Annotated in this window: 24 protein-coding genes; 15 read left to right on the top strand and 9 right to left on the bottom strand. The window is 66.6% G+C overall.

Annotation, left to right across the window (positions count from 1 at the left end):
• The first annotated feature begins 49 nt into the window (after positions 1–49).
• Positions 50–1048, top strand: a complete 999-nt coding sequence (locus tag shn_RS12570; RefSeq protein ID WP_064330711.1) for an aldo/keto reductase — start codon at positions 50–52, stop codon at positions 1046–1048.
• Positions 1049–1248: 200 nt separating this feature from the next.
• Complete coding sequence (locus tag shn_RS12575; RefSeq protein ID WP_064330712.1) at positions 1249–1854, top strand: phosphoethanolamine transferase domain-containing protein; 606 nt, start codon at positions 1249–1251, stop codon at positions 1852–1854.
• Here the strand turns inward: shn_RS12575 and shn_RS12580 are convergent.
• Both shn_RS12580 and shn_RS12585 read right to left on the bottom strand, forming a co-directional pair.
• The gene (locus shn_RS12580) at positions 1838–2776 is read right to left on the bottom strand and encodes a neutral zinc metallopeptidase (RefSeq protein ID WP_064330713.1); all 939 of its coding nucleotides are present in this window, start codon (positions 2774–2776) and stop codon (positions 1838–1840) included. The genes shn_RS12575 and shn_RS12580 overlap by 17 nt on opposite strands.
• Before the next feature lie 109 nt (positions 2777–2885).
• On the bottom strand, positions 2886–3452 hold the full coding sequence (locus tag shn_RS12585; protein WP_084437965.1) for a DUF2306 domain-containing protein: 567 nt from the start codon (positions 3450–3452) through the stop codon (positions 2886–2888).
• A 47-nt stretch (positions 3453–3499) separates the two neighbouring features.
• Here shn_RS12585 and shn_RS12590 point away from each other — a divergent pair, with 47 nt between their 5' ends.
• Both shn_RS12590 and shn_RS12595 read left to right on the top strand, forming a co-directional pair.
• Entirely contained in the window at positions 3500–4297 is a 798-nt protein-coding gene (locus shn_RS12590) for a LytTR family DNA-binding domain-containing protein (protein WP_064330714.1), read from the top strand.
• Between the two features lie 88 nt (positions 4298–4385).
• Positions 4386–5417, top strand: a complete 1032-nt coding sequence (locus shn_RS12595; protein WP_064330715.1) for a zinc-dependent alcohol dehydrogenase family protein — start codon at positions 4386–4388, stop codon at positions 5415–5417.
• On the opposite strand, the gene shn_RS12600 is transcribed toward shn_RS12595, so the two are convergent.
• Positions 5414–6301: a LysR family transcriptional regulator gene (locus tag shn_RS12600; protein ID WP_064330716.1), complete on the bottom strand. Its 888-nt coding sequence runs from the start codon at positions 6299–6301 to the stop codon at positions 5414–5416. The genes shn_RS12595 and shn_RS12600 overlap by 4 nt on opposite strands.
• 110 nt (positions 6302–6411) lie before the next feature.
• Here shn_RS12600 and blaOXA point away from each other — a divergent pair, with 110 nt between their 5' ends.
• On the top strand, positions 6412–7218 hold the full coding sequence (blaOXA, locus tag shn_RS12605; protein ID WP_064330717.1) for a class D beta-lactamase: 807 nt from the start codon (positions 6412–6414) through the stop codon (positions 7216–7218).
• Between the two features lie 151 nt (positions 7219–7369).
• Here blaOXA and shn_RS12610 read toward each other — a convergent pair whose 3' ends face one another.
• Positions 7370–8551: an FAD-dependent monooxygenase gene (locus tag shn_RS12610; protein ID WP_064330718.1), complete on the bottom strand. Its 1182-nt coding sequence runs from the start codon at positions 8549–8551 to the stop codon at positions 7370–7372.
• Positions 8552–8633: 82 nt separating this feature from the next.
• Here shn_RS12610 and shn_RS12615 point away from each other — a divergent pair, with 82 nt between their 5' ends.
• The 3 genes from shn_RS12615 (at position 8634) to shn_RS12625 (ending at position 14170) form a co-directional block, all read left to right on the top strand.
• Positions 8634–9209, top strand: coding sequence for a TetR/AcrR family transcriptional regulator (locus tag shn_RS12615; protein ID WP_064330719.1), 576 nt, complete (start codon positions 8634–8636; stop codon positions 9207–9209).
• Between the two features lie 179 nt (positions 9210–9388).
• Positions 9389–12871 carry a carbamoyl-phosphate synthase large subunit gene (gene carB / locus shn_RS12620; RefSeq protein WP_064330720.1) on the top strand — a complete coding sequence of 1161 codons (3483 nt, stop codon included), beginning with the start codon at positions 9389–9391 and terminating at the stop codon, positions 12869–12871.
• A gap of 372 nt (positions 12872–13243) precedes the next feature.
• Entirely contained in the window at positions 13244–14170 is a 927-nt protein-coding gene (locus tag shn_RS12625; protein WP_064329635.1) for an IS110 family transposase, read from the top strand.
• Positions 14171–14241: 71 nt separating this feature from the next.
• On the opposite strand, the gene shn_RS12630 is transcribed toward shn_RS12625, so the two are convergent.
• From shn_RS12630 to shn_RS12640, 3 genes are all read right to left on the bottom strand, one after another.
• Positions 14242–15207, bottom strand: coding sequence for an SDR family oxidoreductase (locus tag shn_RS12630; protein ID WP_064330721.1), 966 nt, complete (start codon positions 15205–15207; stop codon positions 14242–14244).
• An 11-nt stretch (positions 15208–15218) separates the two neighbouring features.
• Positions 15219–15575, bottom strand: coding sequence for a hypothetical protein (locus shn_RS12635; RefSeq protein WP_064332579.1), 357 nt, complete (start codon positions 15573–15575; stop codon positions 15219–15221).
• A gap of 400 nt (positions 15576–15975) precedes the next feature.
• Positions 15976–16239: a hypothetical protein gene (locus shn_RS12640; protein WP_064330722.1), complete on the bottom strand. Its 264-nt coding sequence runs from the start codon at positions 16237–16239 to the stop codon at positions 15976–15978.
• Between the two features lie 226 nt (positions 16240–16465).
• On the opposite strand from shn_RS12640, the gene greA reads away from it, so the two are divergent.
• From greA to shn_RS12655, 3 genes are all read left to right on the top strand, one after another.
• The gene (gene greA / locus shn_RS12645; protein WP_064330723.1) at positions 16466–16942 is read left to right on the top strand and encodes a transcription elongation factor GreA; all 477 of its coding nucleotides are present in this window, start codon (positions 16466–16468) and stop codon (positions 16940–16942) included.
• A gap of 17 nt (positions 16943–16959) precedes the next feature.
• On the top strand, positions 16960–18036 hold the full coding sequence (locus shn_RS12650) for a glycosyltransferase family 10 domain-containing protein (protein WP_245337287.1): 1077 nt from the start codon (positions 16960–16962) through the stop codon (positions 18034–18036).
• A gap of 128 nt (positions 18037–18164) precedes the next feature.
• Positions 18165–19097 (top strand): GDP-L-fucose synthase, encoded by a 933-nt coding sequence (locus shn_RS12655; RefSeq protein WP_064330724.1) that lies wholly within the window; start codon positions 18165–18167, stop codon positions 19095–19097.
• Between the two features lie 25 nt (positions 19098–19122).
• Here the strand turns inward: shn_RS12655 and shn_RS12660 are convergent, their stop codons facing one another.
• A complete protein-coding gene (locus tag shn_RS12660) occupies positions 19123–19854 on the bottom strand; it encodes a hypothetical protein (RefSeq protein WP_064332581.1) in 732 nt (243 codons plus the stop codon).
• Positions 19855–19968: 114 nt separating this feature from the next.
• Between shn_RS12660 and shn_RS35000 the strand changes: the two genes are divergently transcribed.
• Positions 19969–22200, top strand: a complete 2232-nt coding sequence (locus shn_RS35000) for a glycosyltransferase (protein WP_084437967.1) — start codon at positions 19969–19971, stop codon at positions 22198–22200.
• A 1-nt stretch (position 22201) separates the two neighbouring features.
• Positions 22202–23161 (top strand): mitochondrial fission ELM1 family protein, encoded by a 960-nt coding sequence (locus shn_RS12670; RefSeq protein WP_064330725.1) that lies wholly within the window; start codon positions 22202–22204, stop codon positions 23159–23161.
• Positions 23162–23206: 45 nt separating this feature from the next.
• Here the strand turns inward: shn_RS12670 and shn_RS12675 are convergent, their stop codons facing one another.
• Positions 23207–23674, bottom strand: a complete 468-nt coding sequence (locus shn_RS12675) for an Lrp/AsnC family transcriptional regulator (protein WP_023516337.1) — start codon at positions 23672–23674, stop codon at positions 23207–23209.
• Between the two features lie 253 nt (positions 23675–23927).
• On the opposite strand from shn_RS12675, the gene trxB reads away from it, so the two are divergent.
• A complete protein-coding gene (gene trxB / locus shn_RS12680; RefSeq protein ID WP_064330726.1) occupies positions 23928–24902 on the top strand; it encodes a thioredoxin-disulfide reductase in 975 nt (324 codons plus the stop codon).
• 112 nt (positions 24903–25014) lie between these two features.
• The gene (locus shn_RS12685; protein ID WP_064330727.1) at positions 25015–25911 is read left to right on the top strand and encodes a LysR family transcriptional regulator VtlR; all 897 of its coding nucleotides are present in this window, start codon (positions 25015–25017) and stop codon (positions 25909–25911) included.
• The last annotated feature ends 122 nt before the right edge of the window (positions 25912–26033 follow it).

The raw sequence follows: 26033 nt of genomic DNA on the forward strand, positions 1-26033 counted from the left end.
ATGGCGGTAAAAGAGCATGGACCGAAAGACAGCGCACAGGAGAAACACCATGAAGACCATCACCCTCGGCAAGACCGGCCCCGTCGTTTCCACCATCGGGCTCGGCTGCATGGGCATGTCCGGCATGTATGGCCCGGCCGACCGGGCGGAAAGCATCGCCACCCTCCACGCCGCGCTCGACGCCGGCATCACCCTTCTCGATACCGGCGATTTCTACGGCATGGGCCACAACGAGATGCTGATCGCCGAAGCGCTGAAGGAGCGCCGCCGCGAGGACGTGCTGCTCAGCGTGAAGTTCGGCGCGCTGCGCGGGCCGGACGGCATCTGGAGCGGCTACGATTGCCGCCCCGCGGCGATCCGCAACTTCCTCGCCTACTCCCTGCAAAGGCTCGGCACCGACCATATCGACATCTACCGCCCCTCCCGCCTCGATCCGGCGGTGCCGATCGAGGAGACGATCGGCGCGCTCGCCGACCTCGTGAAGGCCGGCTACATCCGCCATATCGGACTGTCCGAGGTGGGCTCGGAAACGATCCGCCGGGCGGCGGCCGTCCATCCGATCGTCGATCTACAGATCGAGTATTCGCTGATCTCACGCGGCATCGAGGACGACATCCTGCCGACCTGCCGGGCGCTCGGCATCGCGATCACCGCCTATGGCGTGCTGTCGCGCGGCCTGATCAGCGGGCATTGGCAGAAGGGGGCAACGACGGGCGGCGATTTCCGCACGCTGAGCCCGCGCTTCCAGGACGGCAATGTCGACCGCAACCTCGCGCTCGTCGAGGCGCTGCGCCGCGTCGCGGAGGAGAAGGGCGCCACCGTCGCCCAGCTCGCCATCGCCTGGGTCGCCGCGCAGGGCGCCGATATCCTGCCCCTCGTCGGCGCCCGCCGGCGCGATCGCCTCGCCGAGGCGCTGGGCGCACAGCAGGTCGTGCTCACGGAAGCCGATCTTGCCGCGATCGAAGCCGCCGTGCCGAAGGATGCCGCCGCGGGCGAGCGCTATCCGGCCGCCGCGCTGGCGCATATGGACAGCGAAAAGCGGGCCTGAGGCCATGGGAGCGGGCTGCTGCCGCGGCAGCGGCCCCCGTTCCCGCACCAATCCTTCCGGTTCGAACGCGGCGGCAGGGGCCGTCAGCGACCTGTCAGCTTCCCCGTGAGAGAAACGCGCGGATGGGGGCTGCTTGTCATTCGCCGGTAACGGCGCGGGGCAAGATATGTCCTCCGCATGTCAGCGTTCGAGGACCGGCAATGTCATTCCGCTCAGTTCAGGGCCGCTCAGCTCAGGCCCGCTCAGTTCAGGCCCGCTTTCCCGCCGCAAGGCCCGCCTTCGGCAGCCTGACAGTCAGCCTTGCGACCGGCCTCTATCTCTTCCTCATCACCAGCCGCGATTTCTGGATGGAGAGCTGGGCCCTGCTCGGCGCCCGCCCCGGCACGCTCGCGCTGGTGACGGGCGGGTTCCTCTGCCTCTTCATCGCGGCCTGCGTCGCGGTCTCCTGGAAACGGGTGATGAAGCCGCTCTTCGCGGCGCTCCTGCTTCTCGCGGCGGCGGCGGCCTGGTTCATGGACGAGGACGGCGTCTTCCGAGCAGGAACGTCCTTCCAGCCGCTCTCCCTTGCCGTTCACATGCTGGTCTTCGGCGGCCTGCCGGTCGCGCTTCTCTTCTGGGTGAAGGTGGTGCACCGGCCGTTCTTCTGGCAGCTGTGCGGCAATCTGGCAATCGCCGTGCCGATGCTCGCCGTCGCGCTCGCCATAGCCCTGACGCACGCGACCAAATATGCCCTGATCGTCGAGGAAGACCTGAAGATCGCCGACAGCGGCAATGCCGCCGGCGCTTCCGTCAGACATCGCCCCTGAACGTGTCGCAGGCATCGACCCGGCCGGTGTCGAAGCCGCGCTTGAACCAGCGGCGGCGCTGCTCGGACGTGCCGTGGTTGAAGCTTTCCGGCACGACATAGCCCTGCATGCGCTTCTGCAGCGTGTCGTCGCCGATCTGGGTGGCGGCGTTCAGCGCCTCCTCCAGGTCGCCGCGCTCCAGGAGGCCCTTCTGCTCGGTATACTTGCCCCAGATGCCGGCATAGCAGTCGGCCTGAAGCTCGACGCGGATCGACATCTGGTTGGCCTCCACCTCGCTCATGCGCTGGCGCTGCTGGTTGAAGCGCGGCAGGACGCCGGTGAGGTTCTGCACATGGTGGCCGACCTCATGGGCGACGACATAGGCCTGCGCGAAATCGCCGGACGCGTCGAACTTGCCTGCCAGCTCGTCGAAGAAGCTCATGTCGAGATAGACCTTGCGGTCGCCCGGGCAGTAGAACGGACCGGAGGCCGCCGATGCGAAGCCGCAGGCCGACTGCACGGAGCCCGAGAAGAGCACCATCTTCGGCTCCTCGTAGCGCTCGCCGGCCGCCTGGAAGATGCCGTTCCAGGTATCCTCCGTCTCGGCAAGAACGGTCGCCATGAAGGCCTTGGTCTCCTCCTCCTGCGGGGAGGCGCGGCGGCTTGCGCTTTCGGTCTGCTCGAAGCCCGGCATGCTGACCTGCCCGCCGCCCTCGCCCATGACCTGCAACAGGTCGATGCCCATCGCCTTGAAGACGAAATAGATGACGACGAGGAAGATGATGGTGCCGATGCTCATGCCGCCGCCGGCGCGGCGCCCGCTGCCCATCGGAATGCGAAAACCGCCATTGCCGCGGCCGAACGGATTGCGCCCGCCCGCCGAAGGACCGGCTCCGCGCTGGTCCTCGATATTGCCCGACTGGCGACGACCCTTCCATTCCATGGCGCATTTCCCCGAATTGATTGCCGACGAACGCTCACCGCATGAATTCGTTCCTCAGCAAAGACTTATAGGGCCTGCCGCGCCGCCATGCAAAACGAAAAGCGGGGCCTCAGCGCCGCCGGAAAACCGCCTCGAAACGAGCCGTCCAGCCCGCCTGGCGCGCCGCAAGGGCCCCGGCCGCAACGAAGAGCGCGCTGACGACGGCCGCCGCGAGCACACTCGCAAGGTCCGAGGCACCGTCGAAGATCATCGCGCCCATCACCCGGTTCGGCAGCAGCGTGAAAAGCCCGGCAACGACGATGCCGCCGAAATACATGCCCGCGACATGGGCGCGGTGCGCGCGGATATCGCGGCGGCGCGCGGCGCGGATCGCAAGGGCGCTGCCGATGATGACATAAATAGAGAGCAGATGGATCGGGCTGAAATCGCCGACCGTCTTCAGGTCGTGGATGAAGAAGGTCGAAAAACTCGTCAGCACCATCAGGAGCAGCCAGACCTTGCCGAGGCGGCGATGGGCGGGCGTGCCCTTGGGGCGGGCGAGCAGGACGGCCCCCAGCACCGCCGCCGGCAGGACGGTGGCGACATGGAACTTTACGGCAAAGGGGGCGGAGAGAAGCGGCTCAAGGGTCATGGGGGGGGCTCCGGGACGGTTGAATTCGCCATCGTCTTCGGCCATTGATCGGGCCGCCTCAAACGCTTTGGCCCGAACGGACGGAAAACTTCGTGGAACGCCCCCTCCTGCAATCGGCGCTTCGTGAACTGCAGGTCTTCCTCAGCGCCCCGCGCTTCTGGGCGACCTTCGGTGCGGTCGTGCTGATCTTCTGGGTGACCGGCCCCTATGGCACGGCCGAGCGGCTGGCGAGCGTGCCGCGGCTCGGCTTCTGGCTCGTGCTGCACGCCGTCGCCTGGGGCATCGCCGTCCTCGCCATCGTCACCGTCAATACGCTCTTCCGGCAGAGGGTGCCGGGCCTCCTCGCCCGCATGGCACTCGGCACGCTGGTGGCCGGCGTGCCGGTGGGGCTCGCGACCGAGGCCATCAGCCTGATGACCTTCGGCGGCACGCCCACCCCGACAAGGATCGCCGAAAGCATCGCCACGGGGCTTCTCCTCTCGGCGCTGTTCTGCGCGCTCACCTTCATGACGATGGGCAGCAGGCAGGCCGAGGCGTTGTCCACCGCAGCGCCGCCGACCAGGGCTCCGGAAGACCGGGCCGAAATCCCCCTGCTGCGTCGCCTCAGGCCGGAGAACCGCGGCCCCATCCTGCACATGACGGTCGCCGACCACTATACGCAGGTGACGACGAGCCGCGGCCACGAGCTGATCCTGCTGCGCTTTTCCGATGCGCTGGCCGAATGCGGCGACACGCCGGGCCTCAGGGTGCATCGCTCGCATTTCGTGGCCGACGCCCATGTCGACAGGCTGCTGCGCGCGGAGGGCCGGCTGGCGATCCTCCTGAAGGACGGGCAGGAAGTGCCGGTCAGCCGCAGCCGCGCCGAAGCCGTGCGCACCCGCTGGGGTTAAACTCTAGCAACCCGACGTGAAGACGGGCTGGCCTTGACCGGCCGCGCCGTTGCGGCTCCTATCTCCCGGAGGAGAACGGGAGGACGGCATGAAAGCGGCGCGGCTGGAGGCGATCGGCGAATTCTTCGTACGCACGGTGGAAAAGCCGGAGCCCGGCCCGGACGATCTTCTGGTCCGGATCGAGGCGGCCGGCATCTGCGGCACGGACCGCCACCTCTTCCACGGCGATTTTCCCTGCCGGCCGCCGGTGACGCTCGGCCATGAATTCTCCGGCATCGTCGAGGCCGTCGGCAAGGCCGTCATCGATGTCCACCCCGGCATGCGCATCACCGGCGATCCGAACATCCATTGCGGCCGCTGCGCGCAATGCCGGCGCGGCCGCATCAATCTGTGCGAGAACCTGCAGGCGATCGGCATCCACCGCGACGGCGGCTTTGCCGACTATGTGCTGGTGCCGCAGAAGCAGGCCTATCAACTGCCGCTCTCGCTGCCGCCGGAACACGGCGCCTTCTGCGAACCGCTCGCCTGCTGCCTGCACGGCACCGACATGGCCGGCATCGAACCCGGCAGCACCGTCGTGGTGCTGGGCGGCGGGGTGATCGGCATGCTGGTCGTGCAGCTCGCCCGCCTTGCCGGCGCGACCACCGTCATCCTCGTCACCCGTCAGGCCGTGCGCCGGAAACTCGCCGAGGCGATCGGCGCCACCCATTCCTTCGATCCGGGCAGTGGCACCACCATCGAGGGCATAGCGGGCAAGGACGGCCTGCTGCCCGGCGGCGCCGATGTCGTCATCGAATGCGCGGGCGTTGCCGAGACCGTGGCCGAGGCGCCGAAGCTTGCCCGCAACGGCGGCACGGTCGTCGTCCTCGGTGTGCTGCCGCAGGGCGAGACGGTGGAATTCGAGCCCTTCGACCTGCTCTTCCGCGAGGTGAGAATCCTCACCTCCTTCCTCAACCCCTTCACCCATGGCCGCGCCGCGGCGCTGATTTCCTCCGGCACGATCAAGGTCGACCGCCTTATCTCCCGCCGTATCGGCCTCGACGACCTGCCGGACGCCGTCGCCAACCCGCCGCGGCCGGGCGAGGTGAAGGTGCTGGTCATGCCGGGCGTGAAAACCTAGCCCAGCCCCTCCTGCGCCACCGCCTCGGCCAGCCAGGCCGAAAAGGCGGCCATGGCGGGGGTGAGGCTGCGTGATTGCAGGCGGGTCAGCCAGTAGCTTCCGAGCGCAAGGCTCGTCTCGAACGGCTGGACGACCGCACCGGCCGCCAGAAGGCGTGAAAACATCAGCGGTGGGGCAAGGCCGACGCCGGCGCCCTGAAGCACGGCCTCCATCATGGCGAGCGAGGTGTCGAAGACGATGGCATTCTGCGGCGGCGGCGTGCGCGGCAGGCCGGCAGCCTCGAACCAGCGGGTCCACTCGTCGCGGCGGTAGGAGCGCAGCAGCGTCAGGCCGAGCAGGTCCGCCGGCTCCCGGAGATCGCGCGCGACAGCGGGGATGGCGAGCACGGAGAGCGGCGCATCGAAGAGGCGCACCGCATCCGTGCCGTGCCAGGCGCCGGCGCCGAAGCGGATGGCGAAGTCGAGCCCCTCGGCGGCAAGGTCGACGCGGTTGTTGTTGGTGGACAGCCGCACCTCCACGAAGGGATGGCGCTCGCGGAACGCGGCGAGCCGCGGCAGCAGCCAGCCGACGGCGAAGGTGCCGACGGCGCCGACCGTCAGGATCTCCCGCACATGGCCGCCGCGAAAGCGCTCCACCGCATCGGCCATGCGGTCGAAACTGTCGCGCAACACGGGCAGCAGGCTCTCCCCCTCCGCCGTGATCATCAGCCCGCGCGGCAGGCGCTTGAAGAGCACGACGTTCAGTTGCTCCTCCAGGCTCTTGACCTGGTGGCTGACGGCAGCCTGCGTGACATTCAGCTCGATCGCCGCCCGCGTGAAGCTGAGATGGCGGGCGGAGGCCTCGAAGGCGCGGAAGGCGTTCAGCGGCAGATATGGCCGAACCATGGCAAAGCCCCAATTTTCCTAATGGCTGAGACCAGTATTGATCTTTTGCCAGCGCATCAAAGCACTGCTATCCAGAATGCACAAGCCATTCAAATTTCGAGGAAAACGTGATGGACATGCGTCTTTTCGCGGCCGGCATCCTGCTGGCCGCAGGCTTCAGCGCGCCGGCCGAGGCCCGCATTATTTGTACGATCGTCGCCGATGCGGCGAGTGATGAGGTCATCCTGGAAAAGGGAGACTGCGAAAGCCGCGTGACGCCGGCCTCCACCTTCAAGGTGCCGCTCGCCGTGATGGGCTACGATTCCGGCTTCCTGGAAGACGCGGGCGAACCGGTCCTGCCCTTCATGAAGGGCGATCCGGACTGGGGCGGCGATGCCTGGCGCCAGCCGGCGACGCCGAAGCGCTGGATGGAGTTTTCCATCGTCTGGTATTCGCAGCGCATCACCGCGTTTCTCGGCTACGAGCAGCTACGCGACTATGCCGATGCCTTCGGCTACGGCAATGCCGACATGGCGGGCGATTCGGGCAAGGACAACGGGCTGGAGCGCGCCTGGATCGCCTCCTCGCTGAAGATCTCGCCGCGCGAGCAGGTGGCCTTCCTGAAGAAACTGGTGAACCACGAACTGCCGGTCTCCGCCGACGCGATGGACCGGGCGATGGAAATCCTCGAACGGCGCGACCTTGCCGACGGCTGGGGCGCGCAGGGCAAGACCGGCATGGCCTATCCCCGCAAGACCGACGGCAATTTCGACTATGCCCGGCCGTGGGGCTGGTATGTCGGCTGGGCCCGCCGCGACGACCGCACCGTCGTCTTCGCCCGGCTCATCCAGGACGAGAAGAGGCAGGAACCGCGCACGAGCCTGCGCGCGCGGGACAGCATCCTGAAGGAGCTGCCGGGGCTTCTGGCGACAGAGTGAATGGGCAGGCGCGGCAGGGCACGGCCCCTCACCTGCCTGCCGGCATCCTCTCCCCGCAAGCGGGGAGAAGAGCGATGGACTCGCCGTTTCCCCCTTCTCCCCGCTTGCGGGGAGAAGGTCCCGGCAGGGGGATGAGGGGCATGCACGCAGTTCAGCGTCGGGGAACCATCCCGAGCCCCTTGCGGGCGAGGCCGGAAAGGTTGAGCGCCAGCTTGCGGCGAAAGACCGGCGATGCGCCGAGAAGGCGAAGGACGAGGTTGCGCAGGATACGGCCGACAAGGCTGCGCATGGTCGCGATCCGCGTCAGGCGGCCGGCGAGGTCCAGGACCTCGACCGCGGCGGGGCGGCGTTTCTCCTCATAGAGGTCGAGCGTCGTGTCCGGCGCCCTGCCGGCGATGACGTCCGCCAGCAACTGTCCCAGCACGACGGCATCGACAAGCCCCGTATTCATGCCCTGCCCGCCGGCCGGGCTGTGCACATGGGCGGCATCGCCCATGACGAAGAACGGGCCCGACCGATAACGCGCGGCGACGCGGTGATGCACGCGGAAGCGCGAACTCCAGAGGACCTCGCGCACGCGACCCGGGGACTTGCGCGGGCCGCGGGCATCGAGCAGCGCCTGCACGAAGGCTGCATCCGGCGCTTCGGGCGCATCCTCGACGGGTGCCACGATGCGGTAGCGATTTGCCGGCAGCGGCGCGACGACGCCCATGCCTTCCGGCGAGAAGAACAGCGTCACCTCCGTGCTCAGGGCCCAGTCCATATGGACATCGGCAAGCACGAAGGAACCGGCATGGCTCTCGCCGTCGAAGGCGATGCCCGCGGCCTCGCGCACGACGCTGTGCATGCCGTCGCCGCCGACAACATGGCGGGCGCGGATGGCCTGCGGCCCCTCCGGCGTCTCGACATGGACCACCGCCCCCGCCGCATCGCGCTCGATCCGCGTCGCCGTGACGCCGCGCGCGACGGAGCCGCCGAGGCTCGCCAGCCGGTCGGCAAGGATCGCCTCGGTCTCGTCCTGCGGGATCATCAGGATCTGGGCATAGCGCGACGGCAATGTGGAGAAGTCGAGTTCCAGCAGCGCCTTGTCGTGATCGCGCAGGGCGAAGCGGGTGAGCGGCAGCCCAAGGCGCTCAAGGTCGTCCGTGACGCCGAGCCGTTCCAGAACCTCCAGCGTGTGGGCATGAATGACCGCGGCGCGCGAGGTGTTCTGGCCGGCCGCAAGGCGGTCGATGATGACGGGCCGCACGCCCGCCTGTTGCAGGGTGACGGCCAGCGCAAGGCCGGTCGGCCCTGCCCCGACAATCAGCACATCGGTTTCCTGCGGCAGCATGGTTCGCACTCCAAAAATCAACATTCGTTGACTTTTATGCCGGCCACTTGAATTTGTCAACACGTGTTGGCATTTTTACGCCATGACCGATTCCCCCGCGAAGAAAACCAAGTCCGACCGTACCCGCGAGGCCATTCTCGAAGCCGCGCGGCTGCTCTTTGCGCAAAGGGGTTATGACGGCACGACGGTGCGCGACATCGCCGCCGCCGCCGCGATCGATCCGGCCATGGTGATCCGCTACTTCGGCGGCAAGGACGCGCTGTTTGCCCGCGCGGCGGATCTCGATCTGCGGCTGCCCGACCTCACCACCCTTCCCCGCCACGCGGTGGGCGAGGCGCTGGTGCAGCACTTCCTCACGGTCTGGGAAGGCGACGGCGGCACCGTCGGCCTGCCGATCGCCCTGCGCTCGGCCGCCTCGAACGAGCTTGCCGCCGCGCGGCTGCGCGAGATTTTCGCGACCCAGGTCGCCCCCGCCATCGCGCGGCTTGCCGGGCCGGATGCGCCCGCCGTCGCCGGCCTCGTGGCGACGCAGATCCTCGGCCTTGCCTTCACCCGCTACGTGCTCAGGCTGCCGCCGGTCGTGGCGCTGCCGCGCGAGCGCATCGTCGCGGAGGTGGGCCGCTCGATCCAGGCCTATATCGACGGCGCACGGCCCTGAGGCAGCCCACGTTGTGGGCCAACATATTTCCTGTCGATTGGTCCATTTTCGGGGTTCCGCTCGCCCCCGCATTTGCCTATAAGCCGCTTCTAGCCTTGAAAGACCTTTTTTGCGCGCCCGGCCGGTGAACCCATCACCATGGCCGGTTTTTCGCGCACGCGGATAGATCGGATAGAGAGATGCCCAAGCGCCAAGATTTGAAATCCATCCTCATCATCGGCGCGGGGCCGATCGTCATCGGGCAGGCCTGCGAATTCGACTATTCCGGCACCCAGGCCTGCAAGGCGCTGAAGGAGGAAGGCTACCGCGTCATCCTCGTCAACTCCAACCCCGCGACGATCATGACCGATCCGGGCCTTGCCGACGCGACCTATGTCGAGCCGATCACCCCCGAGGTCGTCGCCAAGATCATCGCCAAGGAGCGCCCGGACGCCCTGCTGCCCACCATGGGCGGCCAGACGGCACTCAACACCGCCCTCTCCCTGAAGCGCATGGGCGTGCTCGACCGCTACAATGTCGAGATGATCGGCGCCAAGCCGGAAGCCATCGACAAGGCCGAGGACCGCGCGCTCTTCCGCGAGGCCATGGCGAAGATCGGCCTCGAAACGCCGAAGTCGATGCTCGCCAATGCCACCGAGATCAAGGAACAGGACCGCAAGATCCACGAGGCCCAGCGCGCCAAGCTCAAGGCCGAACTGTCCGGCGATGCGCTCGACAAGGCGCTGGACGAGCTGGAAAACCAGTGGAACCTCGGCGAGACCGACCGCAAGCAGCGCTATATGAGCCACGCCATGGCAGTCGGCGCGCAGGCGCTCGACGTGATCGGCCTGCCCGCGATCATCCGCCCGTCCTTCACGCTGGGCGGGACCGGCGGCGGCATCGCCTACAACCGCTCGGAATTCTTCGAGATCGTCAATTCCGGCCTCGACGCCTCGCCGACGACGGAAGTGCTGATCGAGGAATCGGTGCTCGGCTGGAAGGAATACGAGATGGAGGTCGTCCGCGACAAGGCGGACAACTGCATCATCATCTGCTCGATCGAGAACATCGACCCGATGGGCGTGCATACGGGCGACAGCATCACCGTCGCCCCGGCCCTGACGCTCACGGACAAGGAATACCAGATCATGCGCAACGCCTCGATCGCGGTGCTGCGCGAGATCGGGGTGGAGACCGGCGGCTCGAACGTGCAGTTCGCCGTCAACCCTGCCAATGGCCGCCTCGTCGTCATCGAGATGAACCCGCGCGTCTCGCGCTCCTCGGCGCTCGCTTCCAAGGCGACCGGCTTTCCCATCGCCAAGATCGCCGCGAAGCTTGCCATCGGCTACACGCTGGACGAACTCGAAAACGACATCACCGGCGGCGCGACCCCGGCCTCGTTCGAACCCTCGATCGATTACGTCGTGACGAAGATCCCGCGCTTCGCCTTCGAGAAATTCCCCGGCGCCGAGCCGACGCTGACGACCGCCATGAAGTCGGTCGGCGAGGTCATGGCCATCGGCCGCACCTTCGCCGAATCGCTGCAGAAGGCGCTGCGCGGCCTTGAAACCGGCCTCACCGGTCTCGACGAGATCGAAATCCCGGGCCTTGGCGACGGTAACGACAAGAACGCCATCCGCGCCGCCATCTCCACGCCGACGCCGGACCGCCTGCGCATGGTCGCCCAGGCGCTTCGCCTCGGCCTCACGCTGGAAGAGGTACACGAGGGCTCGAAGATCGACCCGTGGTTCCTCGAACAGTTCAAGGCCATCGTCGACATGGAGGCCCGCATCCGCGAGCACGGCCTGCCGCAGGATGCCGAGAACCTGCGCATGCTGAAGGCCATGGGCTTCTCCGACGCCCGCCTTGCGACTCTCTCCGGCAAGCGCCCGAAGGAAGTCGCGGAACTGCGCAACGGCCTCGACGTGCGCCCGGTCTTCAAGCGCATCGACACCTGCGCCGCCGAATTCGCCTCGCCGACCGCTTATATGTATTCGACCTACGAGACGCCGTTCGCCGGCGCCACGCGCTCGGAAGCCGGCATTTCGGATCGCAGGAAGGTCGTCATCCTCGGCGGCGGGCCGAACCGCATCGGCCAGGGCATCGAGTTCGACTATTGCTGCTGCCACGCCGCCTTCGCGCTGAAGGATGCCGGCTATGAGGCGATCATGGTCAACTGCAACCCGGAGACCGTCTCGACCGACTACGACACTTCCGACCGCCTCTATTTCGAGCCGCTGACGGCCGAGGACGTCATCGAGATCCTCAAGGCCGAGCAGACCAACGGCGAAGTCGTCGGCGTCATCGTGCAGTTCGGCGGCCAGACGCCGCTGAAGCTCGCCGAAGCGCTGGAGAAGAACGGCATCCCGATCCTCGGCACCGCGCCCGACATGATCGACCTTGCCGAAGACCGCGACCGCTTCCAGAAGCTCCTCCAGAAGCTCGACCTTACCCAGCCGAACAACGGCATTGCCTATTCGGTCGAACAGGCACGCCTCGTCGCCGGCGAGATCGGCTTCCCGCTGGTCGTGCGCCCGTCCTACGTGCTTGGCGGGCGCGCCATGCAGATCATCCATTCGGAAGGCCAGCTCCAGACCTACCTGCTCGACACGGTGCCGGAACTGGTGCCGGAAGACATCAAGCAGCGCTACCCGAACGACAAGACCGGCCAGATCAACACCCTGCTCGGCAAGAACCCGCTGCTCTTCGACAGCTACCTGTCGAACGCGGTCGAGGTCGACGTCGATGCGCTGTGCGACGGCAAGGACGTCTTCGTCTCCGGCATCATGGAGCATATCGAGGAGGCCGGCATCCATTCGGGCGACTCGGCCTGCTCGCTGCCGGTCCACACGCTCTCCAACGAGATCGTCGACGAACTGGAACGCCAGACGAAGGCGCTGGCCAAGGCGCTGAATGTCGGCGGCCTGATGAACGTCCAGTACGCCATCAAGGACGGCACGATCTATGTGCTCGAAGTGAACCCGCGCGCCTCGCGCACGGTGCCCTTCGTGGCGAAAACCATCGGCGCGCCGATCGCCAAGATCGCCGCCCGCGTCATGGCCGGTGAAACGCTCGATGCCGCGATTGCCGCCTATGGCAAGAAGCCGGACCCGCGCAACCTGAAGCACATCGCCGTCAAGGAAGCCGTGTTCCCCTTCGCCCGCTTCCCGGGCGTCGACACGCTGCTTGGGCCCGAAATGCGCTCGACCGGCGAGGTCATCGGCCTCGATACCGATTTCGCGCTCGCCTTCGCCAAGTCCCAGCTCGGCGCCGGCGTCGACCTGCCGCGCGAAGGCACGGTCTTCGTCTCGGTGCGCGACGAGGACAAGGAGCGCGTCCTGACCGCCGTGCGACTCCTGACAGAGATCGGCTTCAAGGTCATGGCAACCTCGGGCACCGCCCGCTTCCTCGCCGAAAAGGGCATCGAGGCGACCAAGGTCAACAAGGTGCAGGAAGGCCGCCCGCATGTCGAGGACGCCATCCGCAACCGCCAGGTCAGCCTCGTCATCAACACGACGGACAGCAACAAGGCGATCTCGGATTCGAAGTCGCTGCGCCGCGCCGCGCTGATGCAGAAGGTGCCCTACTACACCACCATGGCCGGCGCCGAAGCCGCCGCCCAGGCGATCAAGGCGCTCAAGCAGGGCCAGTTGGAAGTGCGGCCGCTGCAGGCCTATTTCTGAGGCCCTTCGCCTCCTCCCGCCATGCTCGGCCACCGGGCATTTACGACTGCGGGTGCCGCGTGGATCCTCGGGTCAAGCCCGAGGATGACGTTAAGGGGGCGAGACCGTTGTCAAACGGAACCGGAGGCATCACCGTCCGGCCCGATTGATGGGAACCTTCCCCCCACCCACCGACGTCATCCTCGGGCTTGACCCGAGGATCCTGTGTGTTTGCACTGATGTAAGATGGTTGCGGGAAGGAGGCCGAGAGGATCCAGGCCGCCGTTTGTGACGGCAGGCCGCGACGTGGCTTGGTCCCTTCCCGCTTCGCCCATCAACCTGAACAGTTGCACGGGGCTGTCGCCACAGACCCCGCACACAGGAGCAGGCGCCATGACGATACACCATACCTTCATCGGCTGCGACATCGGCAAGGACATGATCGACATCTTCGATCCGCGAACGGCCAGGTTCTGCCGCATCCCCAATGACGAAGCGGCGCTGTCGACCTTCGCGCACCGTCTCGACCCGGCCACCGACCTGGTCGTCTTCGAGGCGACAGGCCATTGCGACCGGCTGTTGCGCCTGTGTCTTTCGCAGGCCGGCATCGCCTTTGCCCGCGTCAACCCGAAGACGGCCCGGCGCTTTGCCGAAGCGCGGGGACGGCTGGCCAAGACCGATCGCATCGATGCCCGCTCGCTTTGCGAGATGGGCAGCATGTTCGGCCTGACGGCCGAGGCGCCGCCTTGCCCGGTCCGCGAGCGGCTGGCGGCCCTTGCCCGCCGCCGGGATCAGCTCGTCGATGCCCGCGCAACCGAGCGCAGGCACCTTTGCGATGCCTTCGATCCCGCCATCCGCGCCGACATCGAGACCATGATCGCCATCCTCGGCGAGAAGATCGCCTCGATCCAGGCCGAGATCGACGACCACATGAAGAGCCAGGCCCTCACCGAACACGCCCATCGCCTCACCTCCGCCCCCGGCGTCGGCAAGGTGACGGCCTTGACCCTGCTGGCCCATATGCCCGAACTCGGCGCCCTCTCGCCCAAGGCGGCGGCAAGCCTTGCGGGCCTTGCTCCCTTCAATGACGATTCCGGCAAGAGATCTGGCCGACGCCGTATCAAGGGCGGCCGGCCACGCGTGCGAAAGGCCCTCTATATGGCGGCCCTCGGCGCCATCAAGGCCTCCGCGCGCCTGCGTGCCTTCCATCAAGCCGTCTCGGCCAGAACAGGATCGGCAAAGGCCGGCATCATCGCCGTCGCAAGGAAGCTCCTCACAATCCTAAATGCAATGCAGCGTGACAAAACTCACTTCGCATGAACACAGTTGCCACGCGGCACCCGCGGGCCTAGCCCGACATGATGCAGGAGAAGGCGGAGGCTTTTTCATGCTCAATAACCACCGATGATCGGCAGCACCTCCCCCGTGATGTAGCTGGAGCATTGCGGGGACGCGAGGAAGACATAGGCGGGCGCCAGTTCCTCCGGCTGGGCGGGGCGTTTCATCGGCGTGTTCGCGCCGAACTTCGCGACGTCCTCGGCCTGCTTGTCGGACGGGTTGAGCGGCGTCCAGACCGGCCCCGGCGCGACGGCGTTGACGCGGATGCCGCGATCGACCAACTGGCTTGCCAGCGAGCGGGTGAAGGCGTGGATGCCGCCCTTGGTCATCGAATAGTCGAGCAGCGCCTTGGAACCTTCAAGGCCGGTGACGGAGCCGGTATTGATGATCGCCGAGCCCGGCTCCAGATGCGGCACCGCCGCCTGGGCCATGAAGAAATAGCCGTAGAGATTGGTCTTCAGCGTCTCGTCGAAATGTTTTTCCGAGAGGTCGAGGATATCCTCCGTGTGCACCTGGAAGGCGGCGTTGTTGACGAGGACATCGAGCCGGCCGAGGTCCTTCACGGTGCATTTCACCGCCTGCGCGCAAAAGGCCTTGTCCTTGACGTCGCCGGAAAGCGCGATGCAGCGCCGGCCCTCCGCCTCGACGGCGGCGATCGTCTCCTTCGCATCCACCCCTTCGGCGAGATGGCAGATCGCGATGTCCGCCCCTTCACGCGCGAAGAGCACGGCGACCGCCCGGCCGATGCCGGAATCCCCGCCGGTGATCAGCGCCACCTTGCCCTTCAGCTTTTCCGATCCCTTGTAGAACGGCGCGTCGTACATCGGCGCCGGATCGAGTTTGGCCTCCTGGCCGGGTTTCGGCTGGTGCTGCTTGGGAAAGGGCGGCACGGGATAGGTGCGCGCGCCGGCCTGCATGGCCTTCGGTGCCTTCTGTGCGCCCTTGCGGTCGGCCTTGGCCACCTCGTCCTGGATGTCACGCTGTTTTGCCGCCGTGCGGGCGGATTGGCTGGGACTCATCGTCGGCCTCCTCACAATTCGGTTGGGCGGATATTGTCGACACGCACGGTGCCGGCGACGACTTCGCGCGGACCTTCGACCGGATAGGACGGATCGGTCTCGTCGACGACGGTGTAGAGCTTCTCGTTGCGGAAGGCGCTCGACGAGGTGGTGGAATTGCCGTCGGCCGGCAACGCGTCGATCTCCAGATAATCGAGCTCGGCCGCCGCGGCCACGACACGCGCATCGCCGCTGGAACGGGCGCGCACCACCACCTCGCCCTGATTCGGCGCAAGGTCCCAGTTCGTGTCCGAGGCACCGGCAAGCGGCACGAGGCGGTAGAGCTTCAGTTGCTCGGGATCGGAATAGTCGGCGACAGGGTCCGGCAAGTCCTGCCGCGGCGCGGTCTCGTCGAAGCCGGCCGACCAGTCGCTGGCCGGCGCCTCCGTGCCCGGCGGCGTGCGGTGCACCGTGGCATCGTCGCTGCCGGTGATGACGCGCGGCTTGGCGCTCGACACGCCGTCATTGTCGCGACCGGCCTGCGAGACGGCGAACTGCGGCACCGCGTCGGCCTCGATGATCGTCTTGCGACCCGTCTCGGCCGAGACGACGCCATCGGCGCCGGCCACGGTGCTGCGGGAAACCGGCACGACCTGATCGTCCTTTTCCTGGTAGTCGCCCGACGCCTGCCTGCGGCCCTCGTCGTGCAGCTTCTGGTCGCCCGACACTTCGCCGGCCAACTGTTTGAAATAGCCGGAAATCTTCTGCAACATGTTCATGGATTGGTCCTCACGTCCTGGTTTCGAGGCGGGCCATCGCAGCCTCCAGGATCGCCCGTATCTCGTCGTCGGCGATCTGCTGGGCGGCGAAGGCGGCATCGGGCTCGATGCCTGGATCCTCCTCGTGGTCAAAAACCGTCTCGTTGTCGCGCGCCATGGCAAGAAGCGCCTCGCGCGCCGCGGGAATGGCCGCCACCACCGAGATCAGCTCCACAAGCAGGCGCCGATGCGCGTTGATCCTGCCTTCCAGATGAATCGAATCTTGAATGGCCATGCACGCCTCCCGCGATATCGGACTAACCGGAACGCGGGCCGATTGTTCCCGTCCTTGTGGGCGCAGAGCAGCCTGCGGCGAAAAAACTGGCTTTCGGACGATGCAATCTGCTATAAGGGGCGTTCAAATGCTTTCGACGGTTCCGGGGATTCCTCTCCGGAGACCGTTTTCTTTTGCGTTCGCGCAGGCGGGAGCCTGGGCGGCGCGGGCTGAAGGACGGGATAAAATGGTTGAAAAGGTACCGATGACTCAGGGCGGTTTCGTCAAGCTGCAGGAAGAACTGCGCTGGCGTCAGCAGGAAGAGCGTCCGCGAATCATCGAAGCGATCGCCGAGGCACGCGCCCATGGCGACCTGTCGGAAAACGCCGAGTACCACGCCGCCAAGGAAGCCCAGAGCCACAACGAAGGCCGCATCACGGAGCTGGAAGACTTCGTCGCGCGCGCCGAGGTGATCGACCTTTCCAAGATGTCCGGCTCCAAGGTCAAGTTCGGCGCCAAGGTGAAGCTCGTCGACGAGGACACCGAGGAAGAGAAGGTCTACCAGATCGTCGGCGACCAGGAAGCCGATGTGAAGCAGGGCCGCATCTCCATCTCCTCGCCGATCGCCCGCGCGCTGATCGGCAAGGAAGTCGGCGATTCGATCGAAGTGAACGCGCCGGGCGGCTCCAAGGCCTACGAGATCCTCGCCGTCACCTGGGGGTGACGGACGCGGGGAGCCCCATGCTTTCCACGAAGAAGAACGGCACCGCAGCGACGGTGGTCAAGGTCATGGACCGGGTCAGCCGGACCCATGGCATAAGCCCCCTCGCCCGGCAGGTGCCGGCCGGCTTCTCCGCAGCGCGCGGCCTCGTCTTCACCTTCGATCCCGAGGCGCGCGACTACGATTGGCTGGTGGTCTACGAGAACCTGCCGTCGGCCGGCGGCGAGCGCCGCTCGATGCGGGTGGAAGAACTCGCCTGCGCCCCTGAAAACACCATCCTCTTCACCACCGAGCCATCGGGCATCAAGATCTACGGCCGCGCCTTCACGCGGCAGTTCGGTCATGTGGTGACGAGCCAGGAACCCTTTGCGCTGCGCCATCCCGGCCGCATCTGGAGCCAGGCGGGCCTGCGCTGGTTCTATGGCGAAGGCAGCCGCCGCCTGATGACCGCCGACGAGATCGCCGGCCATTTTCCGGAAAAGACGAACGTGCTGGGCACGGTCTGCTCGACGAAGCGGCAGGGCCACACGCTGCATCGCCTGCGGTATGATTTCACGCAGGCCATGGCCGCCCGCATGCCTGATCTCGACGTCTTCGGCCGCGGCCACCGGCCGGTCGACGACAAGGCGGAATCGATCGACCCCTACAAGTACCATCTCGCCATCGAGAACCACCTCGCCCCGCACCATTTCACGGAGAAGCTGGCCGACCCCTTCCTCGGCCTGTCGCTGCCCTTCTATTTCGGCGCGCCGAACGCCGCCGACTATTTTCCGGCCGACAGCTTCATCCCCATCGACATCCGCAAGCCGGACGAGGCCTGGCGCATCATGCGCGAAGCGATCGACAACAACGAATATGAAAGGCGCCTGCCCGCCATCCGCGAGGCGCGCCGGCGCGTGCTGGAGGACCACAATCTCGTCGCACTGATCGCCGATGTGGTGGAGAAGAATGGCACCAGGCCGAAAGGTGACGGCAAGGCCGTGCTGAAAAGCCAGCGCGCGGCGCGGCAGGGCCATCCGCTGCTGACGGCCGGCGATTTCGTCTTCCGCGAGGCGCTTCACCTGAAGAATCGCATCGCCGGGCTGCTAAGGCGCTAAGACCTACAGCGCCCATCCTGCACGGTTGCTGCTTCAACACGGGTCGCATCGAGCACATCTATGAGGATCCGCACGAGCTTGCCCGCGAAATGATGCGGAAGGACTTTGCGGAAAAGGACCGTCTCTGAATGTACGATCTTGCAGGAAAACGCGTCTTCGTCGCCGGTCATCGCGGCATGGTGGGCAGCGCCGTCGCCAGACGGCTGGCGGCGGAGAACGGTACGGTGCTGACCGCACCGCGTGATGCGGTGGACCTGGAGCACCAGGCGGATGTCGAGCGCTTCTTTACGGCGGAGCGGCCGCAGGCGGTGGTGATGGCGGCGGCGAAGGTCGGCGGCATCCTCGCCAATGACCGCGAACCGGTGGAGTTCCTCCAGCGCAATCTCGCCATGGAGATGAACGTCATCAAGGCGGCGCACGAGGCCGGCGTCGAGAAGCTGCTCTTCCTCGGTTCGAGCTGCATCTATCCGAAATTCGCGGACCAGCCGATCACCGAGAGCGCGCTCCTTACCGGCGCGCTGGAGCCGACCAACGAATGGTACGCCATCGCCAAGATCGCCGGCATCAAGCTCTGCCAGGCCTATATGAAGCAGCACGGCGCCCGCTTCATCTCGGCCATGCCGACCAATCTCTACGGCCCGAACGACAATTTCGACCTTGCGACCAGCCATGTACTGCCCGCGCTGATCCGCAAGGCGCATGAGGCGAAGCTGGCGGGCCTCGACCATGTGACGATCTGGGGCACCGGCTCGCCGCGCCGCGAATTCCTGTTCAGCGAGGATTGCGCCGATGCGCTGGTCTTCCTCCTCAAGCATTACGAGGACTACGAGCACGTCAATGTCGGCTCGGGCGAGGACATCGCCATTCTCGACCTCATGACACTCGTCGCCGAGGTGGTCGGCTTCGAAGGGCGGATCGAGACCGATCCCTCCAAGCCGGACGGCACGCCGCGCAAGCTGATGTCGAATGCCAAGCTGGCGGCGATGGGCTGGAAACCGGCCACGACGCTCCGCGAGGGCATTGCGCGCGCCTATCGCTGGTATCTCGACACCCTCGGATAATAGAGGCAGGCGCGCCGTCGCGGCCTCAGCGCCAGTTCTCGTCGATCCAGCGCGTCGGCCGGACGTGCTTGTAGGCCTTCTTCCACCAGGCCTTCACCGGCCATTGACCGATCACGGCCTCGTCGGGGTCGGGCTTGCCGGTAAAGGCGACGATGCGGGTGCCCGCGGGCAGCGGCACGTCCTTGAAGAAGTTCAGCGGCCAGCGCGGCAGGAGCGTGTGCTTGAAGCTGACGCACCATTCCGCCGGCCAGTAGGTCATGTCGTCGGCCGCGGCGGAAACGTAACGCTGCGAGATCGTGTGCGTGTCGATCTTGGCGTCCGGGTCGCGGACGAAGTCGTCGTAGATATGCGTGTTGGTGCCGACCGTCCAGCGATAGACCGAGGTGTTACCGATGCCCTGGCCGAGCTGCGTCCAGTTCTCGGCGATGCAGAACCGGCCGGGCGCGTAATCGAAGAAATCGTCGAGCGGCCCGGTGATGACCACGTCGAGATCGACGAACAGCACATCGCCTTCCAGATCAGCGAGCGGCGCCTGCCATAGCGAGATCTTGCGCCACGGCTTCCAGGCGACACGCTCGGGAATGGTAATCGGCGGCAGCGGGAAGACGGAGACCGCGGGATCGATGCCGTCGGCATCTTCCGTGAAGCAGACGAGCCGCGTCGGACGGACGGTGTTGCGCTTGATCATGGACCACAAACGGTTGACGTAATCCGCCGGATAGCGCGTGCCCCATTTCATGCATACGATCGTCTGCATCCGCATCATCTCCTCTGGACCGCGCCGATTGAGCGCCGGCGCCTCCATAGACCATATCGCCTGCCGGTGGTAGGAGTTCCGCGACCACGCCGCATTTTCGAGCCTCACTATCCCATGAACATCCTCATACTCACGCAATGCTTCCCGCCGGTCGTCGGCGGGATCGAGAACATGATGGGCTCGATGGCGCTTGCCCTGCAGGAGGGCGGCCACACCGTCACCGTGCTGGCGGACGGTACGCCAGACCCCGCCGAAAAAAGCCGCCCCTACCGCATCGAGCGTTTCTCTGCCTGGAAACCGGTGCGGCGCTGGTGCAAGGCACACGAGGCTGCCCGCCTCGTGCGCACCGGCGCCTATGACCGCATCATCGCCGACACCTGGAAGAGCGTCGAAAACCTTGGCATAGACACCGTTCCCGTCACCGTGCTCGCCCACGGCATGGAGTTTCCCACAGCCCCCTCGCCGCGCAAGGCGCAGCGCATCCTGGCGGCCATGGCCAAGGCGAAGGATGTCGTCGCCAATTCCAGCTTCACCGCCAGCCTTGCCGCGCCCTATGTGGCGGCGGGCCGGCTGCGCACCGTCACCCCCACCGTACCCGCGCAGGCGGCGGCCGATCCCGACCGACTGGCGGCGCTGCGGGCAAGCCATGGCGAGGGGCTGCAGGTCGTCACGCTCTGCCGGCTGGAGCCACGCAAGGGCGTGGACCGGCTCATCGAGGCCGTGGCGGCGCTGCATCCGGCCTATCCCGGCCTGACCCTGCACGTCGCCGGCGACGGCGCGGACCGCGCCCGGCTCGAAGCCCTTGCCAGGGATGCCGGCATTGCCGGCGCCGTCATCTTCCATGGCCGCGTGCCGGATGCGGAAAAGGCAGCTCTTCTGGAATTCGCGGACGTCTTCGCCATGCCCGCACGGCGCGAAGGCAACTCCGTCGAAGGCTTCGGTCTCGTCTATCTGGAGGCGGCCTGGTACGGTGTGCCAAGCCTTGCGGGCCGCGAGGGCGGCGCGGCGGATGCCGTGCACGACGGCGAGACGGGGCTTCTGTGCGACGGCGCCGACCCGGCCTCGGTGACGGCGGCGCTGGACAGGCTGCTCGGCGACCGTGACTTCCGGCTCCGGCTCGGCGAGAATGCCGCCCGCCATGCCCGCCAGCAGACCTGGCAGCACAAGATCGAGGATTTCCTGATGCCCCCACCGGAGGGTAAGACGACCGCCGGACCACGCGTCCTTCAGCTCCTTCCCGCGCTCGGCGACGGCGGCGTGGAGCGCAGTGCCGTGGAGATGGCCGGCCATCTCGGCGCGCTCGGCCTGCCGAACTGGATCGCCAGCGCAGGCGGCCCGCTCGTCGCCGCCGCGGAGGCCGCGGGCGCCAGGCACGTCACGCTGCCGGTCGGAAAGAAATCGCCGTTTTCCGCCATCTCGGCTGCGCGGGCCGTCGCTCGGCTGGTCGATTCCGAGGGCATCGACATCATCCATGCCCGCAGCCGCGTGCCGGCCTGGGTCGGTCTTCTCGCCCGCCGCCTGGCGCGGCGGCCGGTGCATTTCGTCACGACCTTCCATGGCGTCTACAGCCACGGCAACGCCCTGAAACGCTTCTACAACAGCGCCATGCTGCGCGTGCCGCTGGTCATCGCGAATTCCGGGTTCATTCGTGACCACATCGTCGCCGTCTACGGCTTTCCGCAGGCGCGCGTCGTCGTCGCCCCGCGCGGCGTCGAACCCGATCTCTTCGATCCCGCCCGCGTCCCGGCCGAAACACGGTCAGCCCTGCGCAGCGAACTCGGCGCCACGGAAATGGGCCCGCTGGTGGTGATGGTCGGCCGCGTCACGCGGTGGAAGGGCCATGCCGTGCTGCTGGAGGCCGCCGCCCGGCTCGATCGTCCCGATCTTCGCCTCGCCTTCGTCGGCGGCGGCTCGGACGCGCTGGTCGCCGAACTCCAGCGCGACATTGCGCGCCTCGGCCTTGACGGCCGCGTCACCTTCACCGGCAGCCGGCGCGATATTCCCGCCGTTCTCGCCGCCGCCGACCTTGCGATTTCGGCCTCGACGGATCCCGAGGCCTTCGGCCGCGCCGCGATCGAGGCGCAGGCGATGGGCACGCCCGTCATCGCCACCGATCACGGCGGCAGCCGGGAGACGGTCCTGCCCGGCAGGACCGGCTGGCTCGTGCCGCCCGGCGACGCCGCGGCCCTCGCCGCCGCGCTGGAAGAAGCCCTTTCCGATCCGGGCCGCCTGAAGGCCCTGGGCGCGAACGGCCGGGAGCATGTGCTGGCAAACTTCACCACCCGACAGATGCTGGAGAAGGAGTTTTCCGCCTATGAACGGCTGATGGCGGAGCCGCGGCGCTGAGATGGCGAAGGGCGCCGCTCCCGTCGTCTGGGTCCTGACGGATGGCAAGGCCGGCGACGAACAGCCGCTGATCGGCCTTGCGGAAGCCATGGGCGTGGTGCCGGTCCTGCGACGGGTGGCGCCGCGCCGCGCCTTCACCTGGCTGATGCCCTGGGGGCCGATCGATCCGAAGGACGCATCCGCGAAGGCCGGCTCGCCGCTCGCCCCGCCCTTCCCCGACATCTGCCTTGCCACGGGCCGGCGGGCGGTGCCCTATCTGCGCCGGCTGAAGGCGCTCGCCCCCGCGACCTTCTGCGTGTTCTTCAAGGATCCCCGGACACGGCGGCACGGCGCGGACCTCCTCATCGTGCAGCAGCACGACGCGCCGCGCGGCAGGGCTGTCCTTGTCGTCACCACCGCCCCCAACCGGCTCCTGCCGGAGCGGCTGGCGGAGGCGCATGCCGCCTTTGCGGAGGTCCTCGCCCCCCTGCCCCGGCCGCGGATCGCCGTGCTCGTCGGCGGCAACGGCCGGCACCATCGTTTCACCGACGCCGATAGCGACCGGTTCCTGCGCGGCCTTGAAGCAAAGCGGGAGCAGGGCTGCGGGCTGATGATAACCTCGTCGCGTCGCACGCCCGCCTCGCTCGCCAAGGCCTTGGCCGGGCTCGGCAATCGCCAGGGAGTGCATGTCTGGGACGGCACGGGGGAAAACCCGCTCCTTGCCTATCTGTCCTGGGCGGACGAGATCGTCGTCACTGCCGATTCGACCAACATGGTGGGCGAAGCGGCCGCACTCGGCGTGCCCGTACAGCTCTTCCATCCCTCCGGCGGCCATCCGAAGATCGACAGCCTCATTTCGGCCCTGTCGCGGGAGGCCGCCATCGGCCGGTTTCCGGAGGCGCCCGTGCACGGCCGCGGCAGCCCGGTCAATTCGACGCCCGGGCTGGCGGAGGAGATCCTGAAGCGCTGGCGGGCCAGCTAGAGTTCCGGCGCAATTCCGGACGCAGAAACCTTTGCGGATACGGCTCTAAAGCTCGACCAGCCCGACCTTCTTGACCTGACGGATCGTCAGCATGGTGCGCACGGTATCGACCTGTGCATTGGCGGTCAGTTCCTCGATGACGAAATCCTGGAACCGCGTGAGATTTTCGGCGACACAGTGCAAGAGGAAATCGCTGTCGCCCGAGACCATCCAGGCCTGGCGCACCATCGGCCATTCGCCGGTGGCAGCCGCAAAGGCCTTGAGGTTCGCCTCCGACTGGTGCTTGAGCCCGACCATGCAGAAGGCGACGAGATCATAGCCGAGCGCCGGGGCGTTCAGCATCGCGGTATAGCCCTCGATGATGCCCGCCTCCTCCAGCTTGCGCACCCGGCGCAGACAGGGCGGCGCGGAGATGCCGGCACGGGCGGCAAGCTCCACATTGGTCATCCGGCCATCGGCCTGAAGCTCCTTCAGGATACGGATGTCGATGGCGTCGAGTTCGGCACGAAACATGGGAATTATTGAAACCTTTCAGGGACGCGACCGGAAGTGACCCGAATCGCCGCATCAGCGCAACATTGTTACCGTAAGAGGCACAAATATGTCACGCGCCATCGCTTGTCTGTTGGCAAAGCCCCGCGCGCACTTGAAACTCACGGCGCTCCCTTCATAAATGATGGCTGAACAACGACACGCTGGCCGATCCCCTGCGCGCGGCCGCGCGGGAATTGGCCCATTGGGGCAGAAGCCCCGGAAGGAAACGACCATGTCCGCCCGTCACGTCAAGGTGCTGATCATCGGCTCCGGCCCCGCCGGCTACACCGCCGCCATCTATACCGCCCGCGCCATGCTGGAGCCGGTGCTGATCGCCGGCATGGAACAGGGCGGCCAGTTGATGATCACGACGGATGTGGAGAACTATCCCGGTTATGCCGATCCGGTGCAGGGTCCGTGGATGATGGAGCAGATGCTCAAGCAGGCAAGCCATGTCGGCGCCGAGATCGTCAACGACCTCGTGACCAATGTCGACCTCGACGTGCGCCCCTTCCGCATCTCCACCGACAGCGGCACCGAATGGACCGCCGACGCGCTGATCATCGCGACGGGCGCCAAGGCCAAGTGGCTCGGCATCGACACCGAGCACAAGTTCATGGGCTTCGGCGTCTCGGCCTGCGCGACCTGCGACGGCTTCTTCTATCGTGGCAAGGACGTGATCGTGGTCGGCGGCGGCAACTCGGCCGTGGAAGAGGCGCTCTACCTCTCCAACCTCGCCAGGACCGTGACGGTCGTGCACCGCCGCGACTCGTTCCGTGCGGAAAAGATCCTGCAGGAGCGGCTGTTCGCCAAGGAGAACGTCAAGATCGTCTGGGACCATGAGGTCGTCGAATATCTCGGGGCCGATCCCAAGCCGCCGATGCCCGCTTCCGTCAACGGCGTCAAGCTGCGCAACGTCAAGGCCGGCGAGACGCGCGACATGGTGACGGACGGCGTGTTCGTGGCGATCGGCCACGCACCGGCGGTCGACCTCTTCAAGGGCAAGCTGCGCCAGAAGCCGAACGGCTATCTGTGGACGGCGCCCGATTCGACAGCGACGGACGTGCCGGGCGTTTTTGCCGCAGGCGACGTCACCGACGACATCTATCGCCAGGCGGTGACGGCCGCCGGCATGGGCTGCATGGCGGCCCTCGAAACCGAAAAATACCTTGCAGGTCATATGCCTGTCGCAATTGCGGCCGAGTAGAAGCCGCCAACAAAGGGCGGCGGGACAGCCCGACCGCCCGCGTGGGAACAGTTGAATCAGCGACCGGGCGGGAAGCACGCGCTCCCCGCCATAAAGACATATGGGGGTTAGAATGCCGCTGGATTGGGATAAGCTGCGGATCTTTCATGCCGCGGCCGAGGCCGGCTCGTTCACGCATGCGGCGGACAAGCTGCACCTGTCTCAATCGGCCATCAGCCGCCAGGTGAGCGCGCTGGAGCAGGATGTCGGCATAAAGCTCTTCCACCGCCATGCCCGCGGCCTCATCCTCACCGAACAGGGCGAGATCCTCTACCGCACCGCGCACGACGTGCTGATGAAGCTCGAAAGCGTGCGCGTCCAGCTCACGGAAAACACCGAAAAGCCGAGCGGCAAGCTGCGCATCACCACCACGGTCGGCCTCGGCCAGGGCTGGCTGACCGACAAGGTGCAGGAATTCCTCGCCCTTTACCCGGACATGCAGGTGCAGCTCATCCTCGACAACGAGGAGCTGGACGTGAACATGCGCCATGCCGACTGCGCCATCCGCCTGCGCGAACCGCAGCAGTCGGACCTCATCCAGCGTCGGCTCTTCACCGTGCATATGCACATCTACGCCGCGCCCTCCTACATCAACCGCTACGGCGAGCCGCAGTCGATCGACGATCTCGACAACCACAAGATCATCACCTTCGGCGAGCCCGCGCCGAGCTACCTGCTTGACGTCAACTGGCTGGAGATCGCCGGACGCGATTCGGACAATCCCCGCCCGTCCATCCTGCAGATCAACAGCCAGACCTCGATCAAGCGCGCCTGCCTGCTCGGCATCGGGGTCGCGATGTTGCCGGACTATATTGTCGGGCGCGATCCGGGCCTCATCCAGTTGCCTGTCAGCGCCGACATCCCGTCCTTCGATACCTATTTCTGCTATCCGAGCGAGATGAAGAACTCCGCGAAGCTCAAGGTTTTCCGGGATTTCATCGTCGCCAAGGCGCGCAACTGGAACTTCTGAGGAGGCGGATTCGCAAGGCCTGCGCCTCATGCATGGCTGGCATGCACATTAAATGATTGATGTGTGCCCACAAAACCATCATATCGCACGCAGCTGATGCACTTTGGTGGCTTTTTCCTCCC

The organism is Shinella sp. HZN7 (assembly GCF_001652565.1).
Classification (GTDB): Bacteria; Pseudomonadota; Alphaproteobacteria; order Rhizobiales; family Rhizobiaceae; genus Shinella; species Shinella granuli.

What these genes read in the sequence shown, in the direction of transcription:
- shn_RS12570 (WP_064330711.1), top strand. Translation starts at nt 50, where the DNA reads ATGAAGACCATCACCCTCGGCAAGACCGGCCCCGTCGTTTCCACCATC.
- shn_RS12575 (WP_064330712.1), top strand. Translation starts at nt 1,249, where the DNA reads ATGTCATTCCGCTCAGTTCAGGGCCGCTCAGCTCAGGCCCGCTCAGTT.
- shn_RS12580 (WP_064330713.1), bottom strand. Translation starts at nt 2,776, where the DNA reads ATGGAATGGAAGGGTCGTCGCCAGTCGGGCAATATCGAGGACCAGCGC.
- shn_RS12585 (WP_084437965.1), bottom strand. Translation starts at nt 3,452, where the DNA reads ATGGCCGAAGACGATGGCGAATTCAACCGTCCCGGAGCCCCCCCCATG.
- shn_RS12595 (WP_064330715.1), top strand. Translation starts at nt 4,386, where the DNA reads ATGAAAGCGGCGCGGCTGGAGGCGATCGGCGAATTCTTCGTACGCACG.
- shn_RS12600 (WP_064330716.1), bottom strand. Translation starts at nt 6,301, where the DNA reads ATGGTTCGGCCATATCTGCCGCTGAACGCCTTCCGCGCCTTCGAGGCC.
- blaOXA (WP_064330717.1), top strand. Translation starts at nt 6,412, where the DNA reads ATGGACATGCGTCTTTTCGCGGCCGGCATCCTGCTGGCCGCAGGCTTC.
- shn_RS12610 (WP_064330718.1), bottom strand. Translation starts at nt 8,551, where the DNA reads ATGCTGCCGCAGGAAACCGATGTGCTGATTGTCGGGGCAGGGCCGACC.
- shn_RS12615 (WP_064330719.1), top strand. Translation starts at nt 8,634, where the DNA reads ATGACCGATTCCCCCGCGAAGAAAACCAAGTCCGACCGTACCCGCGAG.
- carB (WP_064330720.1), top strand. Translation starts at nt 9,389, where the DNA reads ATGCCCAAGCGCCAAGATTTGAAATCCATCCTCATCATCGGCGCGGGG.
- shn_RS12625 (WP_064329635.1), top strand. Translation starts at nt 13,244, where the DNA reads ATGACGATACACCATACCTTCATCGGCTGCGACATCGGCAAGGACATG.
- shn_RS12630 (WP_064330721.1), bottom strand. Translation starts at nt 15,207, where the DNA reads ATGAGTCCCAGCCAATCCGCCCGCACGGCGGCAAAACAGCGTGACATC.
- shn_RS12640 (WP_064330722.1), bottom strand. Translation starts at nt 16,239, where the DNA reads ATGGCCATTCAAGATTCGATTCATCTGGAAGGCAGGATCAACGCGCAT.
- greA (WP_064330723.1), top strand. Translation starts at nt 16,466, where the DNA reads ATGGTTGAAAAGGTACCGATGACTCAGGGCGGTTTCGTCAAGCTGCAG.
- shn_RS12650 (WP_245337287.1), top strand. Translation starts at nt 16,960, where the DNA reads ATGCTTTCCACGAAGAAGAACGGCACCGCAGCGACGGTGGTCAAGGTC.
- shn_RS12655 (WP_064330724.1), top strand. Translation starts at nt 18,165, where the DNA reads ATGTACGATCTTGCAGGAAAACGCGTCTTCGTCGCCGGTCATCGCGGC.
- shn_RS12660 (WP_064332581.1), bottom strand. Translation starts at nt 19,854, where the DNA reads ATGCAGACGATCGTATGCATGAAATGGGGCACGCGCTATCCGGCGGAT.
- shn_RS35000 (WP_084437967.1), top strand. Translation starts at nt 19,969, where the DNA reads ATGAACATCCTCATACTCACGCAATGCTTCCCGCCGGTCGTCGGCGGG.
- shn_RS12670 (WP_064330725.1), top strand. Translation starts at nt 22,202, where the DNA reads ATGGCGAAGGGCGCCGCTCCCGTCGTCTGGGTCCTGACGGATGGCAAG.
- shn_RS12675 (WP_023516337.1), bottom strand. Translation starts at nt 23,674, where the DNA reads ATGTTTCGTGCCGAACTCGACGCCATCGACATCCGTATCCTGAAGGAG.
- trxB (WP_064330726.1), top strand. Translation starts at nt 23,928, where the DNA reads ATGTCCGCCCGTCACGTCAAGGTGCTGATCATCGGCTCCGGCCCCGCC.
- shn_RS12685 (WP_064330727.1), top strand. Translation starts at nt 25,015, where the DNA reads ATGCCGCTGGATTGGGATAAGCTGCGGATCTTTCATGCCGCGGCCGAG.